This is a genomic window from Streptosporangiales bacterium, assembly GCA_009379955.1.
GTDB lineage: Bacteria > Actinomycetota > Actinomycetes > Streptosporangiales > WHST01 > WHST01.
Map to the genome: position 1 here is coordinate 1 of WHST01000032.1, position 14837 is coordinate 14837.

Annotated in this window: 12 protein-coding genes; 8 read left to right on the forward strand and 4 right to left on the reverse strand. The window is 70.7% G+C overall.

What is annotated here, in order from left to right:
- Positions 1 to 313 precede the first annotated feature (313 nt).
- Positions 314 to 1306 (reverse strand): dehydrogenase, encoded by a 993-nt coding sequence (locus GEV10_12015; protein ID MQA79180.1) that lies wholly within the window; start codon positions 1304 to 1306, stop codon positions 314 to 316.
- On the reverse strand, positions 1303 to 2952 hold the full coding sequence (locus GEV10_12020) for a hypothetical protein (GenBank protein ID MQA79181.1): 1650 nt from the start codon (positions 2950 to 2952) through the stop codon (positions 1303 to 1305). The genes GEV10_12015 and GEV10_12020 overlap by 4 nt, the downstream gene beginning before the upstream one ends.
- A gap of 175 nt (positions 2953 to 3127) precedes the next feature.
- On the opposite strand from GEV10_12020, the gene GEV10_12025 reads away from it, so the two are divergent.
- Genes GEV10_12025 through GEV10_12050 form a run of 6 tightly spaced genes read left to right on the forward strand, consistent with a single transcriptional unit; the run spans position 3128 to position 10247 of the window.
- On the forward strand, positions 3128 to 4216 hold the full coding sequence (locus GEV10_12025; GenBank protein MQA79182.1) for an ATP-binding cassette domain-containing protein: 1089 nt from the start codon (positions 3128 to 3130) through the stop codon (positions 4214 to 4216).
- A gap of 3 nt (positions 4217 to 4219) precedes the next feature.
- Positions 4220 to 5911 (forward strand): ABC transporter permease subunit, encoded by a 1692-nt coding sequence (locus GEV10_12030; GenBank protein ID MQA79183.1) that lies wholly within the window; start codon positions 4220 to 4222, stop codon positions 5909 to 5911.
- A 56-nt stretch (positions 5912 to 5967) separates the two neighbouring features.
- A complete protein-coding gene (locus GEV10_12035; protein ID MQA79184.1) occupies positions 5968 to 7071 on the forward strand; it encodes an extracellular solute-binding protein in 1104 nt (367 codons plus the stop codon).
- Between the two features lie 39 nt (positions 7072 to 7110).
- Entirely contained in the window at positions 7111 to 8244 is a 1134-nt protein-coding gene (locus GEV10_12040; GenBank protein MQA79185.1) for an acyl-CoA dehydrogenase, read from the forward strand.
- Positions 8245 to 8247: 3 nt separating this feature from the next.
- Positions 8248 to 9369, forward strand: coding sequence for a hypothetical protein (locus GEV10_12045; GenBank protein ID MQA79186.1), 1122 nt, complete (start codon positions 8248 to 8250; stop codon positions 9367 to 9369).
- Positions 9366 to 10247 carry a succinate--CoA ligase subunit alpha gene (locus tag GEV10_12050; protein ID MQA79187.1) on the forward strand — a complete coding sequence of 294 codons (882 nt, stop codon included), beginning with the start codon at positions 9366 to 9368 and terminating at the stop codon, positions 10245 to 10247. The genes GEV10_12045 and GEV10_12050 overlap by 4 nt, the downstream gene beginning before the upstream one ends.
- A gap of 14 nt (positions 10248 to 10261) precedes the next feature.
- Here the strand turns inward: GEV10_12050 and GEV10_12055 are convergent, their stop codons facing one another.
- Positions 10262 to 10933, reverse strand: a complete 672-nt coding sequence (locus tag GEV10_12055) for an FCD domain-containing protein (protein MQA79188.1) — start codon at positions 10931 to 10933, stop codon at positions 10262 to 10264.
- A gap of 95 nt (positions 10934 to 11028) precedes the next feature.
- Between GEV10_12055 and GEV10_12060 the strand changes: the two genes are divergently transcribed.
- On the forward strand, positions 11029 to 12123 hold the full coding sequence (locus GEV10_12060; GenBank protein ID MQA79189.1) for an Ldh family oxidoreductase: 1095 nt from the start codon (positions 11029 to 11031) through the stop codon (positions 12121 to 12123).
- A gap of 103 nt (positions 12124 to 12226) precedes the next feature.
- Here GEV10_12060 and GEV10_12065 read toward each other — a convergent pair whose 3' ends face one another.
- Positions 12227 to 13489 carry an ROK family protein gene (locus tag GEV10_12065; GenBank protein ID MQA79190.1) on the reverse strand — a complete coding sequence of 421 codons (1263 nt, stop codon included), beginning with the start codon at positions 13487 to 13489 and terminating at the stop codon, positions 12227 to 12229.
- A gap of 145 nt (positions 13490 to 13634) precedes the next feature.
- Here GEV10_12065 and GEV10_12070 point away from each other — a divergent pair, with 145 nt between their 5' ends.
- Positions 13635 to 14789, forward strand: a complete 1155-nt coding sequence (locus tag GEV10_12070; protein MQA79191.1) for a xylose isomerase — start codon at positions 13635 to 13637, stop codon at positions 14787 to 14789.
- Positions 14790 to 14837 lie beyond the last annotated feature (48 nt).

Sequence of the window (14837 nt, forward strand, 5' to 3'; positions counted from 1 at the left end):
CCGCTTCGAACGCCGGCCAGCACGGTCGGTACCACGGTCGAGTTCGGACATGATCAGATCCTCCGGGAGAGGTCGGAGAACCCGTCGGATGTTGTCTGATAGACACGCCGATCTGCGTCACGAAGTCAGGCGCAAAACAGCGCCCAGAGAGCTGCCTCACCCCGTAGATGCGCGCTTTTCGGGGTCGGGTGCCGGGTGTCAAGAAACCGCCAGACCACAAACACAACAAACAAACGCCACGCGGTTTCTTGACACCCGGCACCCGACCCCCACAATCAAGAAAGGGGCGAGGCAGCGGACCCCAAGCCAGCGGTCAGGAAGGGAGTGGCCAAGAAGCCACATCAGCCGGAGCGACATCAGCCCGCCGACCGGCAAGCACGGCTGACACGTTCCGCGCCGCCCGCTCAGCAACCCGAGGGAAGTTGTTCGCCACCGCCCCGCCGATGTGCGGCGTGACGACGACGCGTTCGAGGTCCCACAACGGCGACGTGCGCGGCAATGGCTCCACCGAGGTGACGTCTAGCCCCGCACCGAGCAGGTGCCCGGAAGCGATCGCCGCCGCGAGCGCCTCGTCGTCCACGAGCGTCCCGCGCGCAGTGTTGACCAGCATCGCCCCCTGCTTCATGCCGGCCAGGAACGCAGGCCCGACGAGACCCCGGTTGTCCGCCGTGGCGGGCAGGTGGAGCGACACGATGTCCGAGCGGGCAGTCAGGTCGCCGAGCTCCGCGTACGTCACCCCGCAGGCGCGCTCGTCGTCGGCCGATGCCCGTACGACGTCGTGGTACAGGACCGTCACCCCGAAGGCGGCGAGGCGGCGCGCGACGGCGCGGCCGATGTGGCCGAAGCCGACGAGTCCCGCGGTCTTGCCGGTGAGCTGGAACGCACGGGCCCGCACCTCCTCCTTCGGGAAGCCGCCGCGCCGCGTCTCGTCGACGGCACGACCGAGGTCGCGCGCCACCGCGAGGATCAGCAGCAGGGTCATCTCCGCGACTGCGTCGGCGTTGATACCGGCCGCGCGCAGCACGGGGATCCCGCACCGCGACGCGGCGTCGAGGTCGATCTTGTCCACGCCGACGCCGAGCTTCTGCACGACACGACAGTGCCGCGCGGCCTCGAAGACGGACGCCTCGACGGCCGACCACATGACCAGCGCGGCCTCGGCGTCGGCGATGACCCGACGACGCTCGTCCTCGGTGCTCTCGGTCACGTGGACGAGGTCGTGACCCGGGAAGCTCTCGGCGAGTGCCGTACGCGACGTGTCCGGCAGCACGTCGAGGACCGCGAGTACGGGCCGCGACGCGTTCATCCCCGGAGCAGCTCGAACGTCGGCGGCGACGTCGCGGCGTCGACGTGCACGCCGATCAGCAACGCCTCACCTGCGGCCCAGGCGTCTCGCATCAGCGGGGCGATCGCGTCGGCGGTGTCGACGTCGGCGCCACGGATGCCGAGCGCTGTCCCGAGGTCGGCGCACGAGAGCTCCGGCAGGCCGACGCCCACCGTCGTGAGGCTGCGCCGCGCCTGCTTGATCTCGATCTGCGACAGCGAACGGTCCATGAGGGCGACGAACACCGGTGGCACGTCGAGGTCGCGCGCGATCGCCAGCTCCGACGCCCGCATCAGCAGCGAGCCGTCGCCGAGGAACCCGACGACCCGGCGCCCTGTCGCGTACGCCGCCCCGATCGCCGCCGGCACCGTGAAGCCCATCGTCGACAGGCCGTTCGAGGAGAGGAAGTGCCCGGGTCTGGCGGTGTCGGAGAGCAGCGCCACGAGCGGCTTGCTGAAGCCCGCGTCGGCGGCCACGACCGTGTCCTCGTCGCACGCGCCGAGTGCCGCGTCGACGGCGGCGGCCACCGACAGGCCGCCCTGCACTGGTGCGAGGAGGTCACGCCGGAGGTTGTCGCGGTACGTCGTGACGTCCTCGGGTCGCCACTGCGAGGAGGGGTCGATGACCCGCCGGGTCAGCTCCCGCAGGCACGTCTCGGGATCGGCCGTGACGCGTAGCGCGAACGGGATGCGCCACTCGGTCAGCGGCGTGCCGGTGACCGAGACCGTCGGCGCGTCGTACGGCCACGGCTTGTTGTAGACGTCGTACCCCTCGAGGTCGACGGTCACGATCAGGTCGGCCTCACCGAGGATCCTCGCCTCGACGTTGCCGCCGAGGAACGTGCCGGCGAAGTACGGGTGCTGCGAGTCGAGCACGCCCTTCTGTGCCGACGTCACGAAGACCGGGCAGCGGACCGCGTCGGCGAACCGCGCGAGGGTGTCGGAGGCGACGCCCGCGTGCCTGCCCCCGACGACGAGCGCGGGTCGGCGCGACTCGGTCAGGCGGCGTGCGAGGTCGGCGAGGGTCTCCGCGGACGGCACGAGCGTCCCGCGCGTGCCCGACCCGCCGTCGCGCAGCTCGGCGGCGAGCAGCTCGAGCGCAGGCTGACCCGCGCGGTCGGGCAGCTCGAGCGTGAGCACCTCATCGGGCAGCTCGACGTACACCGGTCCCGGCGGGCCCGTCACCGCGAGGTCGACCGCCTTGCACAGCAGCTGCGCGGGATCGACTCCCGCGGGCAGCCGGGTCGTCCACTTCGTCGCCGGGCGCACCATCTGCTCGACGTCGAACCCCTGCCGGACGACGAACGGCAGCCGCTTGGCCGCGTGCTGCCCGGACAGCACGAGCACCGGCAGTCCGTCGAGGTACGCGTGCACGAGCCCGTTCATCCCGTTGCTCACGCCGGGAGCCAGCGACAGCAGCGCGACGCCCGGCCGGCCGGTGAGCCGGGTGTCGGTGGCGGCCATGATGACGGCAGAGGACTCGTTGTACGCCGCGCGGTAGCCGATGCCGGCGCCGGCGAACGCGTCGAGCAGCGTCATGTGGTCCTCGCCGGGCAACCCGTACACCCGCTCGACGCCGAGCTCGGCCAGCACCGTCGCCACGCGCTCGGCGACCGTCATCCCACCCACGTCCGCACCTGCCTTCTTCCGCCGCTCAGGGATTGCATGCAATCATGTCCGCTCGACAACCTCAAGTCCCCCCAGGAGGCGTTCTCACGTGGGAATCACCTCCTCCTCTTGACCTTTGCCGCGTCCGGCCTGTATCCAAGTTGTACGCACTGAGGCGTACCAGAACGGTGAACCCATGGACATCGCGATCCGCGCGTTGACGGTCAGGTACGGCGACACCGTCGCCGTGCGCGACCTCGACGTCGACATCGCCGACGGCGAACTGCTCGTCCTGCTCGGCCCCTCGGGCTGCGGCAAGACCACGACGATGCGCTGCATCGTCGGCCTGGAGACCGCGGGCGAGGGCACGATCGAGATCGGCGACAGGGTCGTCTTCGACGCGGCCAAGGGCGTCAACGTCCCCGCGAACAAGCGCAACGTCGGCATGGTCTTCCAGTCGTACGCGATCTGGCCGCACATGACCGTCGCGGAGAATGTGTCGTTCCCGCTGCGGATGCAGAAGGTGCGCAAGCCGGAGATCCGCGAACGCGTCGCCGAGGCGCTCGCGACCGTGGGGCTCGAGGGCTTCGGTGACCGCGGCGCCAGCCTGCTGAGCGGCGGCCAGATGCAGCGCGTCGCCCTCGCGCGGAGCCTGGTCATGCGCCCCAGCATGCTGCTGCTCGACGAGCCGCTGTCCAACCTCGACGCCAAGCTGCGCGAGAAGCTCAGGTTCGAGCTGCGCGAGATCCAGCAGACCCTCGGCATCACGACCGTGTACGTGACGCACGACCAGCACGAGGCCCTCGCACTCGCCGACCGCATCGCCGTGATGCGCGACGGCGTCATCGTCCAGCTCGGCACGCCCACCGAGCTCTACCGCGAGCCCAACAGCGTGTTCGTCGCCGACTTCCTCGGCGTCGACAACATCCTGCCTGGCACCGTCGACGCGTCCGACCAGGACGGCACCACGGTACGGGTCGGCGAGCACCGCGTCGTCGCGCCTCCCGGTGACCACGCGACGGGCAGCCAGGTGCACGTCTGCGTCCGCCCCGAGGACGTGACGCTCACCGCCGACGGCACCGAAGGCGCCGGCGGGACCTCCAACACGCTGCCCGCGACCGTGCTGTCGTCGAGCTTCCTCGGCGACCAGACCAGGTACCACATCGCCCTCGCCGACGGCCAGGACATGTACGCCACCTCGACCGACAAGCGCACGCAGTTCGCGCCCGAGACCAGGATCCTGGCCCGGGTCGCACCCGACCAGGTCCAGCTGCTGGTGGACTAGTCCATGAACCGGACCCGACGGGTACTGCGCTATCTGCCGATGGCGTTCCTCTTCGTCGTGCTGTTCTTCCTCGTCGTCGTGCCGATGGGCATCCTGCTGTACGCGACGTTCGTCGACACCCCGCCCCGACCGGGTGCGCCTCCCGCGAAGTTCACCCTGGACAACTACGCGCAGCTGCTGTCGCCCGACAACATCACCGCGCTCACCAACACTCTCGCCGTCGGCGTCGGCGGCACGGTCATCGCCGTGGTCATCGGCTGCGTGCTCGCCTGGCTCGCGGCGCGCACGAACGTCCCGGCCAAGCCGCTCGTGCAGATGGCCGGCATCATGCCGCTGTTCGTCTCGTCGCTCGTCGGGTCGATCGCGTGGGCGGTGATCGCGTCGCCCCGCCAGGGCTACGTGAACATCCTGATGCGCGACCTCGGCCTGCCCGAGTTCGTCAACATCTACTCGCGGCCCGGGCTCATCTTCGTCTTCGGGCTCTACTACGCGCCGTACGTCTTCCTGTTCGTCAACAGCGCGCTCACGCTGCTCAACCCCGAGCTCGAGGACGCGGCGCAGGTGCACGGCGCCAACTCCTGGCGCGTGCTGCGACACGTCACGCTCAAGCTCGTCACGCCCGCCCTGCTCGGCGCGGCCACCCTGACACTGATGCTCATCATGGAGAACTTCACCGTTCCCCAGGTGCTCGGCTCACCGCGCGGCATCCAGACCATCCCCACGCAGATCTATCGGCTGATGGCGACGTCGCCGTCGCAGCCCAACGTCGCGAGCGTCGCGGGCACCGTGCTCCTCGTCATCACCATCGCCATGGTGATCATCCAGCGCCGGCTGCTCGCCACGAGACAGTACGTCACCGTCACGGGCAAGGGTCTGCACCCGCGGGTCCGCAACCTCGGTCCGTGGCGCTGGGTCGGTTTCGCGTTCGCCGTCGGCTACATCCTGCTGGCCGTCGTACTGCCGATCTGGGCACTGGCACAGAGCGCGCTGCGACCCAACCCGTACACGCCGAACTTCGCCTCGCTGTTCGACCTCGACCAGTTCAACCTCGACATCATGCGCGAGGCGCTCGACTCGCAGTCGTTCCAGTTCGGGCTGATCAACAGCATCCTCGTCGGCATCGGCACCGCGCTCTTCGGCGGCGCGTTGTACCTGCTGCTCGCGTACATCGTGCACCGCACGGACACGCCTGGGCGCCGGTACCTGCAGTACATCGCGATGTGGCCGATCGCCGTGCCCGCGCTCGTGATCAGCCTGGGCTTCCTCTGGACCTGGATCAGGTTCCCGCTCGTGTACGGCACGCTCGCGGTGCTGATCCTCGCCTACATCAGCCGCCTGATGCCGCAGGGGTTCCAGGGCGTCTCGTCGAGCATGATCCAGGTGCACAAGGATCTGGAGGAGAGCGCCTTCATCTCCGGCGCGAGCCGGCTGCGCACGGTGTGGGAGATCCTCCTTCCCCTCATCCGCACTGGCGTCGCGTCGACGCTGATGCTGATCTTCATCCTCTCGATGCGCGAGCTGAGCGTCGCGATCTTCCTGTTCACCTCGGAGACGCAGGTGCTCTCGATCGCCATCTACAGCGAGTGGGAGGGCGGCCGGCTGCCGCCCGTCGCGGCGATGAGCCTGCTCTACGTCGCACTGATGCTCGTCCTGACGCTGATCGGCAGGAGGTTCCTCGGGATCCGCGCGGGCTGAGCAATGCAACGTCCGTACGAAGGCACACGACAGATCACCGCAACAAAGGGGTTGTCATGCGAAGGAAGTCGACACTGGTCGCGGGGGCCTGTGCGATCGCGATGCTCGCGGCGTCCGCGTGCAGTGCGGGGTCGCTGTCCGACGAGGGCGGAGGCAAGGCGCTGGAGCTCGACGGCGAGACGGTCGCCTCGCAGAAGCTGTACGACGCGGCCAAGAAGGAAGGCACCGTCAATATCTACACCTCGGTCAACGAGGTCGCGACCAAGGCGATGCAGGACGCGTTCACCGAGGACACCGGCATCAAGGTCTCCGGCGTCCGCAGTCCCACCGGGCGGCTGAACGAGCGGATCCTGAGCGAGCACGGTGCGAAGTCGCTGCCCGCCGACATCATCGCCATGCCCGACGACGCCCTGTGGAAGGACCTCGTCGACAAGAAGATGTTCGTCGCGCACAAGGTACCGAACGACGCGGACATCCCGGACGAGTACAAGGGCGCGGACTCGGTGTACTACGCGTTCATCTCCGCGCCGACCACGATCGCCTTCAACAAGGAGGAGCTGAAGAAGGCCGGTGTCGCGGAGCCGAAGAGCTGGCAAGACCTGCTCGACCCGAAACTGAAGGGCGAGAAGGTCGGCATCGTCCACGCCTCGCAGGGCGCGGGTGGCTGGAACCTCGCACTGTTCATGCGCGACAAGCTCGGTGACGACTACTGGCAGAAGCTCGCGGACCAGAAGCCGCTGCTGGAGTCGTCGGTCGGCTCGCTCGGCGAGAAGCTCGGGCGCGGCGAGGTCGCGGTCGCCGCGGCGAGGCCGGGTGTCGCGGGTGACCTCGCCGACCAGGGCGCGCCGGTGGGCTACGTCTGGGCGAGCGACGGCGTCCCGATGTTCAACTTCTTCATCGGGCAGGTCGCGAAGAGCGAGCATCCCAACGCCGCGCAGGTGTACATGAACTGGGCGATGTCCAAGCGCGGACAGTCGGTGGCCGCGAAGGAGGGTGGCGACTACTCGGTGAACCCGAAGGCCGCCAAGCCGGAGACGGGCGGCAAGCCGATGCCGCCCATCGACGAGATCAAGCCGTACACGCCGACGACGGAGAAGGCCATCGGGCTGCGCGAGGAGTGGATCGCGGAGTGGAACAAGGTGTTCGGCTACCGCGGCTAGGACATAGGTCGTAGCCGAAGAGACGAGGAGGCGGGCCGGTTGGGTCAGTTCGAGCTGACACCCGAGCAGCAGCAGATGCGCGCCCTCGCGCGTGAGGTGTCGGAGGAGTTCAGGGACCGCTCGACGACCTGGGAGACGTCGGGTGAGTTCCCCTGGCAGAACATGTCGCGGCTCGCCGAGACGGGACTGCTCGGGGCCAGCGTGCCCGAGCAGTACGGCGGCGGCGGGGGCACCTGGCTCGACGCCGCGCTCATCCTCGAGGAGATCGGCCGGTGCTGCTACGTCACGGCGATGGCCGCACTCGGCGAGCTGGGTGTGCAGACCCGGGTGATCGCCGCGTACGGCAGCGAGTCCGTTCGGGAGCGGCACCTGCCCGAGGTGGCGCGCGGCGAGGCGATCTGCGCGATCTGCATCACCGAGCCCGACACCGGTTCCGACCTCAAGGCGATGCGGACGACAGCGCGCGACGACGGCGACCATGTCATCGTCAGCGGGCACAAGACGCTCATCTCGCGCGCCGACGTGGCGGCCGTGTTCGTCGTCTTCTGCAAGATCAAGGGTGCCTCGGGCGCGGACGAGGTCGGCGCGGTCGTCGTCGGCCGCGACACCCCCGGGCTGTCCGTCGGCCAGACGTTCCAGACCCTCGGCGGCGACACGCTGCACGAGGTGAGCTTCGACGAGTGCCGCGTGCCCGCCGACCACGTGCTCGCCAGGGACGACGGGCTGCGCCGCATGCTGAGCATGTTCAACGGGCAGCGCTGCCTCAACGCGTCGGTGTCGCTCGGCATCGCGCAGGGCGCGCAGGACCTCGCGGTCGACCAGGCGAAGAACCGCAGGCAGGGCGGACGTCCCATCGGCGAGCACCAGGGGCTCGGCTGGCTGCTCGCCGACAACGAGGTGGCGATCGAGGCGGCGCGGCTGCTGATCTGGCGAGCCACCGCCAAGGCCGGCCAGGGCTTCCCCGAACGCCACGAGGCGAGCATGGCCAAGCTCTTCGCGAACGAGATGGCCCTGCGCGTCACGGACACGGCACTGCAGGTCTTCGGCGGGCACGGCTGGACCAAGGAGATGCCGGTCGAGCGCTACCTGCGATGGGCGCGGTACGGACCGCTCGGCGGCGGCACGCCACAGATCCAGCGCAACGGCATCGCCCGTCACCTGCTGCGGGCATAGCGGATGCAGCTGCTGGAGCACGAGGCCAAGTCACTCGCCGCCGCGGTCGGTCTGCCCGTACCCGACGGTCGCGTGGCGGGCGATCCCGCCGAGGCCGAGCACGTCGCCCGTGAGCTCGGTGGTCGCGTCGTGGTGAAGGCGCAGGTGCCGGCGGGAGAGCGCGGCAAGGCCGGCGGCGTGTGTACCGCCGACGACCCCACGCAGGCCTCGGCCGCCGCGGCGGAGCTGCTCGGTCGCCGCGTCGGCCGGCACGTGCCCACGTCCGTGCTCGTCGAGCGTCACGTCCCCCACGTGCGCGAGGTGTACGTCGCGGTCACCGTCGACGGCAGGGCACGCAGTGCCGCGTTGCTGCTCGGCGCGCACGGCGGCGTCGACGTCGAGGACGACCCGTCCCGCATCTCGGTGGTGCCCGTACCGGTCGCCAGTGGCCTGCGGCCGTGGCATGTCTGGAACGCCGCGCACGACCAGCCCGACCTCCCCGCCTCGCTCGTGGAGCGCCTCGTGCCCGTCGCCGAGGCCGCGTACCGGCTCTTCACCGAGCGACGCGCCGTGCTCGTCGAGCTGAACCCCGTGCTCGTGACCGAGGCCGGCGACGTGGTCGCCGCCGACGTCCGCGTCGTGCCCGAGGACGCGCTCACCGCACCGGCTGCCGACGACCCGTCGGCGCGGGCCGCCAAGGAGTACGGCTTCGACTTCGTCACGCTCGACCCGGCGGCGAGGGTCGGCCTCGTCAGCACCGGTGCCGGCGGCTCCCTGCTGCTCGTCGACCTGCTGACCGGGGCGGGCGCGCCGCCGATCAACTTCTGCGACATCCGCAGCGGTGGCATGCGCGGCAGCACCGATCGGCTCGTCTGCGTACTCCGCGAGCTGCGCCGCTTCGACCACCTCGCCTGCCTCGCGGTGAACGTGTTCGCCGGCATCACCGACATCACCGAGTTCACCCGCCTGCTCGTCCGCGCGGTGGAGATCGAACCACCGACCGTCCCCCTGATCGTGCGCGTCGAGGGCAACGGCGCGGAGGACGCCAGGCGCCTGCTCGACGCGGCCGGCCTCACCTACGTCCGCTCGCTCGAGGACCTCGTCGACGCCGTCGCGGCGACCGTACGGAACGAGCCGGCGGCATGAGCCTCCTGGACGAGGTGCAGGGACCCGTGCTCGTGCACGGCATCACCGGCCGTGCCGGCCGCAGGTTCGCGCCGCACATGCGCGCGTACGGCACGGACGTCGTCGGCGGTGTGGCGCCCGGCCACGGCGGCGAGACCGTCGACGGCCTGCCGGTCTTCGACACGGTCGAGCGCGCCGTCGACGCGACGGGCGCACGCGTGGTCGTGGCCATGCTGCCGCCGGCGCGCGCGGCGGCCGGGCTGCTGGAGTGCGCGTACGCGGGCGTCCGGGTAGCGGTGTGCGTGACCGAGGGGATCGGCCAGCACGACCTGCTGCTCGCGCTGCAGGTGGCGGCGGACCACGGCATGCGGATCGTCGGGCCGAACACCGCGGGTCTCCTGGTGCCCGGCCGGGTCACCCTCGGCTTCCTGCCCACCGACTTCGCCGAGCCGGGACGCTGTGCGCTCCTCTCCCGCAGCGGCACCCTGTCGTACGAGGTCGCCTACGAGTGTGCGCGCACCGGCATCGGACTGTCCGCGTGGATCGGCGTCGGCGGCGACGGTCTCAAGGGCGCGGCGTTCGCCGACCTGTTCCCCGAGCTCGTCGCGCACGACGGCACCGGCGCGCTCGTCCTCGTCGGGGAGATCGGCACCAGGGACGAGGAGGACGTCGCACCTCTCGTCGCGCGCTCCGCCGTGCCCGTCGTCGCGCTGATCGCCGGCAGGAGCGCGCCGCGCGGCGTCGCGATGGGGCACGCGGGCGCGTTCGTCGGTGGACCTGGAGGCGGCAGCTGGGAGTCGAAGGTGGACACCCTGCGCGCCGCGGGTGCGACCGTCGTCACGAGCCCGCGGGCGGCGGCGGACGCCGTGCGCGACGCCCTGGCGGGGACGGCGGCATGATCGACATCGTGTGGCTACGTCGAGAACATGCTGCGAATGCGGACGTCCCTGGCACTGCGCATGTGCTCGGCCGCGTTGCTGCTGGCAGCGTCGGCGTCGCCGGACGCGACGGCCTCGATGATCGCGCGGTGCTCCGCGAGCATGTCGCGGATGCGGCCGGGCACCAGCAGGTTGCTGCGGCCGAAGCGGCGCACCGCGTGCTCGATCTGGGTCAGGAAGCGTTCGAGGTACGGGTTGCCGCACGCGTCGCGCAACACCCGGTGGAACTCGAGCTCGAGCTTGATCAGGGCGACGGGCTCGTCGTCGTCGATGTGCTCGGTCATCTCCCTGTGCACCCGCGACAGGTCGTCGACGAGACCGGCGGGCCGGCGCCTGGTCGCCTGCGCGGTAGCCATGCCCTCGAGCATCTCGCGCACCGCGTAGACCGCGAGGATGTCGTCGACCGTCATCGGTGCCACCAGGCTGCCGCGGTGCACGTTGCGGACGACGAGACCCTCGTCGGAGAGCCGGCGCAACGCCTCGCGCACGGGAGTGCGGCTCACCGACAGCTCGTCGGCGAGCTCGCCCTCGCGCAGCCAGGTCGACGGCGGCAGCACGCCGTCGAGCACCGCCTCGCGCAGCGCGTCGGTCACGACGTCCGTGGTCGAGCCATGCTTCGGCACGGTGGCAAGATACGCCCGCAACACCTCGTGCCGCGCCGACTGCGGTACGGGTCCACGCCCGCTCGCACCAGAAATGCGTACCACCTCCCACTGACGCGCGATGGAAACTGAAACTCATCATGAACCAAGATCGGCCAATTGACAAGACGACGGTCTACGCGGCATCCGATGAAGTGATTTCGTACACCGGCGGTTTATTCATGGCATATGGCGTGCCTCCTGACGACGCCGAGACGACGGCGCGATGCTTGGTACGAGCCGATCTTCGCGGTGTCGAAAGCCATGGCATTACCCGCATGGCGGGCTACCTGGACCGACTGGAACGAGGTCTGGTCAAAGCCAAGCCAAATCTCCAGGTCGAACAAGTCACCGCCGCCGCCGCACGGCTCGACGGTGACGACGGTCTCGGTTTCGTCGTCGCCACCCGGGCGACCGGCGAGGCGGTCCGCATGGCCTCCGACATCGGCATCGGCATCGTCGGCGTGCGCCGCAGCACCCACTTCGGCATGGCCGCCAACTACGTCCTGCAGGCCGTCGACGCCGGCTACGTCGCGCTCGTGTTCACCAACGCGTCCCGCGCGATGCCGCCGTGGGGTGGTCGCGAGGCGCTGCTCGGCACGAGTCCGATCGCTGCCGGCGCACCGTCGGGATCGGAGCACCCGTTCGTCCTCGACATGTCGCCGGCGGTCGCCGCGCGAGGGAAGATCAGGCGGGCACTCAAGCTCGGCCACTCGATCCCCGCCGGCTACGCGCTCGACGCCCAGGGTCGCGAGACCACCGACCCGGCCGCGGCACTCGCCGGCGGCGTCGTCCTCCCCGCCGCCGGCCCGAAGGGGTCGGGACTCGCCCTGCTGATGGACGTCCTCGGCGGCGTCCTCACCGGCGCGGCGTTCGGTGGTGACGTCGGCGACCAGTACAAGGACTACGACCGGCCGCAGAACGTCGGCCACACGTTCGTCGCCGTGCGTCCCGACCTGTTCGTCTCCGACTTCGACGACCGGATGGCGACGCTGTTGACCCGCGTCACCGGGGTCGAGCCGGCGGAGGGCTTCGACGAGATCCTGACCCCCGGCGAGCCGGAGCAGCGGACCGAGGACCAGCGACTCAGTACCGGCATCCCATACGTGGCGGAGGACCTGCGCCCCCTACAGGACCTGGCCGAGACCCTCGGCGTCCCACCGCTGCGCACGTCCCCGACCCCGCTGGATCCGTGAGGGGCACCCTCACCGTGGCCCAGCGCGGTGAGGGTGCCCCTCACGGGCGTGGGAACACGGTGAGGGTGCCCCTCACGGGCTCCCGGTCGCCCGGCGGCCGTGGCTACCCGCCTCCCGGCACCGCCAGGGGCGTGTGGGACGTCGGGTCGGCGAGGACGCGCTGGGTGACCGTGCCGGCGGCTCCGCGGACGGCGGCGTCGGGGCCGAGGCGGGAGATCTCGATGCGGATCGGCTCCCAGGACGACGCGATCGTGTGCTGCCTGAGCGCCTCGGTGAACGGTTCCGCCAGCCAGGGCGCCAGCGGTGAGTAGATGCCGCCGAGGACGACCGTCTCGACGTCGAGCAGGTTGACCGCACCCGCCACTCCCCGACCGAGGGCCGTGCCCGCCTTGCGCACGGCACGCACCGGGCGGGCGCGACCCGCCTCCAGGGCGGCGAGGAGTCCCGCCAGCGAGCCGTCCGGCCGGCCGGTGGCGGTGGTGGGCGTGGGATCGAGGCCCGCGGCCTGGAGGATCGCCTCCTGCCCGCAGTAGCGTTCCAGGCATCCGCGGCCACCGCACGGGCAGGCAGGCCCGCTCATGTCGAGCGAGAGGTGGCCGACCTCGCCGGCGAAGCCGCGTGCCCCGCGCGAGACGCGCCCGCCGGACACGATGCCCGCACCGACGCCGATCTCGCCCGACACGTGCAGGTAGTCGCCCCAGGTCGCCCCCTCGCCGAACCAGAGCTCGGCCAGCGCCGCGAGGTTCGCCTCGTTGTCGAGCATCACCTGCGCGGGCTCGATCCCCAGGCGCGCGCCGAGCAGGTCCGCCACCGGCACGTCACGCCAACCGAGGTTGGGCGCGTGCAGCAGGACGCCGTCGGCGTCGACCACGCCGGGCAGTGCCACGGCGAGCCCGCTCACCACGAGGCCCTGGGCAGCCGCGGCGTCGAGCGCCGTACGCGCCATGTGCGCGAGGCGGTCGATCGCTCGCCCGGGTGAGTCCCGGTTGTCGACGCAGTCGACGCGGTGGAACCGCGTCTGCCGACCGAGGTCGATGACGCACACTGCCAGGTAGTCGACGTTGATCTCGAGGCCGAGACCGGCGCTGCCGGCGGCGTCGATCGTCAACACGCTGCCAGGACGGCCGATCTCACCCTGCGCACGCACACCCAGCTCCGCCACCAGCCCCGCGTCGAGCAGCTCGGCGACGATGCTCGATACCGTCGCCTTCGTGAGGCCCGTCGCGGCGGCGAGCTGCGCCCGACTGCGCGGTCCCGTCGAAGCGAGGTGGCGCAGCACCAGACCGAGGTTGTGCCGCCGGACGCCGTACGGCCGCGCCGGCGCGGCTCGCGCTCGCGCATCGGAGTAGTCGATCTCGGATGTCATGTGGCCAGGATCGTACACCTACCGGATCATCGCCTCGGCCATTGTCACCGAAGGCATTCACTCTTGACAGGACCAGTCGGCCGCGCGTTTAGTTTGGCTCCTAGACGAAGTCGTCCGAGGAGCAGCCGTGGCCACGACCGACGAGTTGGTTCCCACCGCCGAGCACCGGTTCGCCTTCGGTCTCTGGACCGTCGGACACCCGGGGCACGACCCCTTCGGCGCAGCCGTACGACCGCCGCTCGACCCGGCGGAGGTGGTCCGCCGGCTCGCCGACCTCGGCGCGTGGGGCGTCTCGTTCCACGACGACGACCTCGTGCCACCCGACCTCGACGCCGGCGAGCGCGCGGAGCGCCTGAAGCGGTTCCGTCGCGCGCTCGACGACACCGGCATGGTCGTGTCGATGGCGACCACGAACCTGTTCTGGAACCCCGTCTTCAAGGAGGGCGCGTTCACGGCGAACAGCCGCGAGGTCAGGCGTCTCGCCCTGACGAAGACGATGCGGGCGATCGACCTGGGCGCGGAGTTCGGCGCGGCAACGTACGTCTTCTGGGGCGGCCGCGAGGGCGCCGAGGCCATGGCCGCCAAGCCCGGAGGCGATGCCCTCGACAGGTACAAGGAGGCCATCGACTTCCTCTGCGGCTACGTGCGCGACCACGCGTACCCGATGCGCTTCGCCCTCGAGCCGAAGCCCAACGAGCCGCGAGGCGACGCGCTCCTGCCGACCGTCGGGCACATGCTCGCGTTCATCGAGCGCCTCGACGACCCCGCGATGGTGGGCGTCAACCCCGAGGTCGCGCACGAGACCATGGCCGGGCTGTCGTTCCACCAGGGAGTGGCGCAGGCCCTGTGGGCGGACAAGCTCTTCCACATCGACCTCAACGGCCAGAAGATCGGCCGTTACGACCAGGACCTGCGCTTCGGGTCCGAGGGCATCAAGGACGCGTTCTTCCTGGTGCGCCTGCTCGAGTCGTCCGGGTACGACGGCCCGCGCCACTTCGACGCCCGGCCCTACCGCACGGAGACCGGTGAGGGCGTCTGGGACTTCGCCGCCGGCTGCATGCGCACCTACCTCGCGCTCGCCGCCGCGGCCAGGCGCTTCGACGCCGACCCCGACGTGAAGGCGGCCGCCGAGGCGGCGTACGTGCCCGAGCTCGCCGTCCCCACCGCAGGACCGTACTCGGCCGAGACCGCGGCGCAGCTGCGCGACGCGGCGGCCGACACCGACGCGCTCGCCGCCCGCGGGTACGAGAACGAACGCCTCGACCAGCTCGTCGTCGACACCATCCTCGGACTGCGCTGACCGCGGTCGGCACCGGTTCCAGGTCACAACGCCGTGACGGCACCGAAC

What these genes read in the sequence shown, in the direction of transcription:
- GEV10_12030 (MQA79183.1), top strand. Translation starts at nt 4,220, where the DNA reads ATGAACCGGACCCGACGGGTACTGCGCTATCTGCCGATGGCGTTCCTC.
- GEV10_12060 (MQA79189.1), top strand. Translation starts at nt 11,029, where the DNA reads ATGAACCAAGATCGGCCAATTGACAAGACGACGGTCTACGCGGCATCC.
- GEV10_12065 (MQA79190.1), bottom strand. Translation starts at nt 13,489, where the DNA reads ATGACATCCGAGATCGACTACTCCGATGCGCGAGCGCGAGCCGCGCCG.
- GEV10_12050 (MQA79187.1), top strand. Translation starts at nt 9,366, where the DNA reads ATGAGCCTCCTGGACGAGGTGCAGGGACCCGTGCTCGTGCACGGCATC.
- GEV10_12045 (MQA79186.1), top strand. Translation starts at nt 8,248, where the DNA reads ATGCAGCTGCTGGAGCACGAGGCCAAGTCACTCGCCGCCGCGGTCGGT.
- GEV10_12025 (MQA79182.1), top strand. Translation starts at nt 3,128, where the DNA reads ATGGACATCGCGATCCGCGCGTTGACGGTCAGGTACGGCGACACCGTC.
- GEV10_12015 (MQA79180.1), bottom strand. Translation starts at nt 1,306, where the DNA reads ATGAACGCGTCGCGGCCCGTACTCGCGGTCCTCGACGTGCTGCCGGAC.
- GEV10_12035 (MQA79184.1), top strand. Translation starts at nt 5,968, where the DNA reads ATGCGAAGGAAGTCGACACTGGTCGCGGGGGCCTGTGCGATCGCGATG.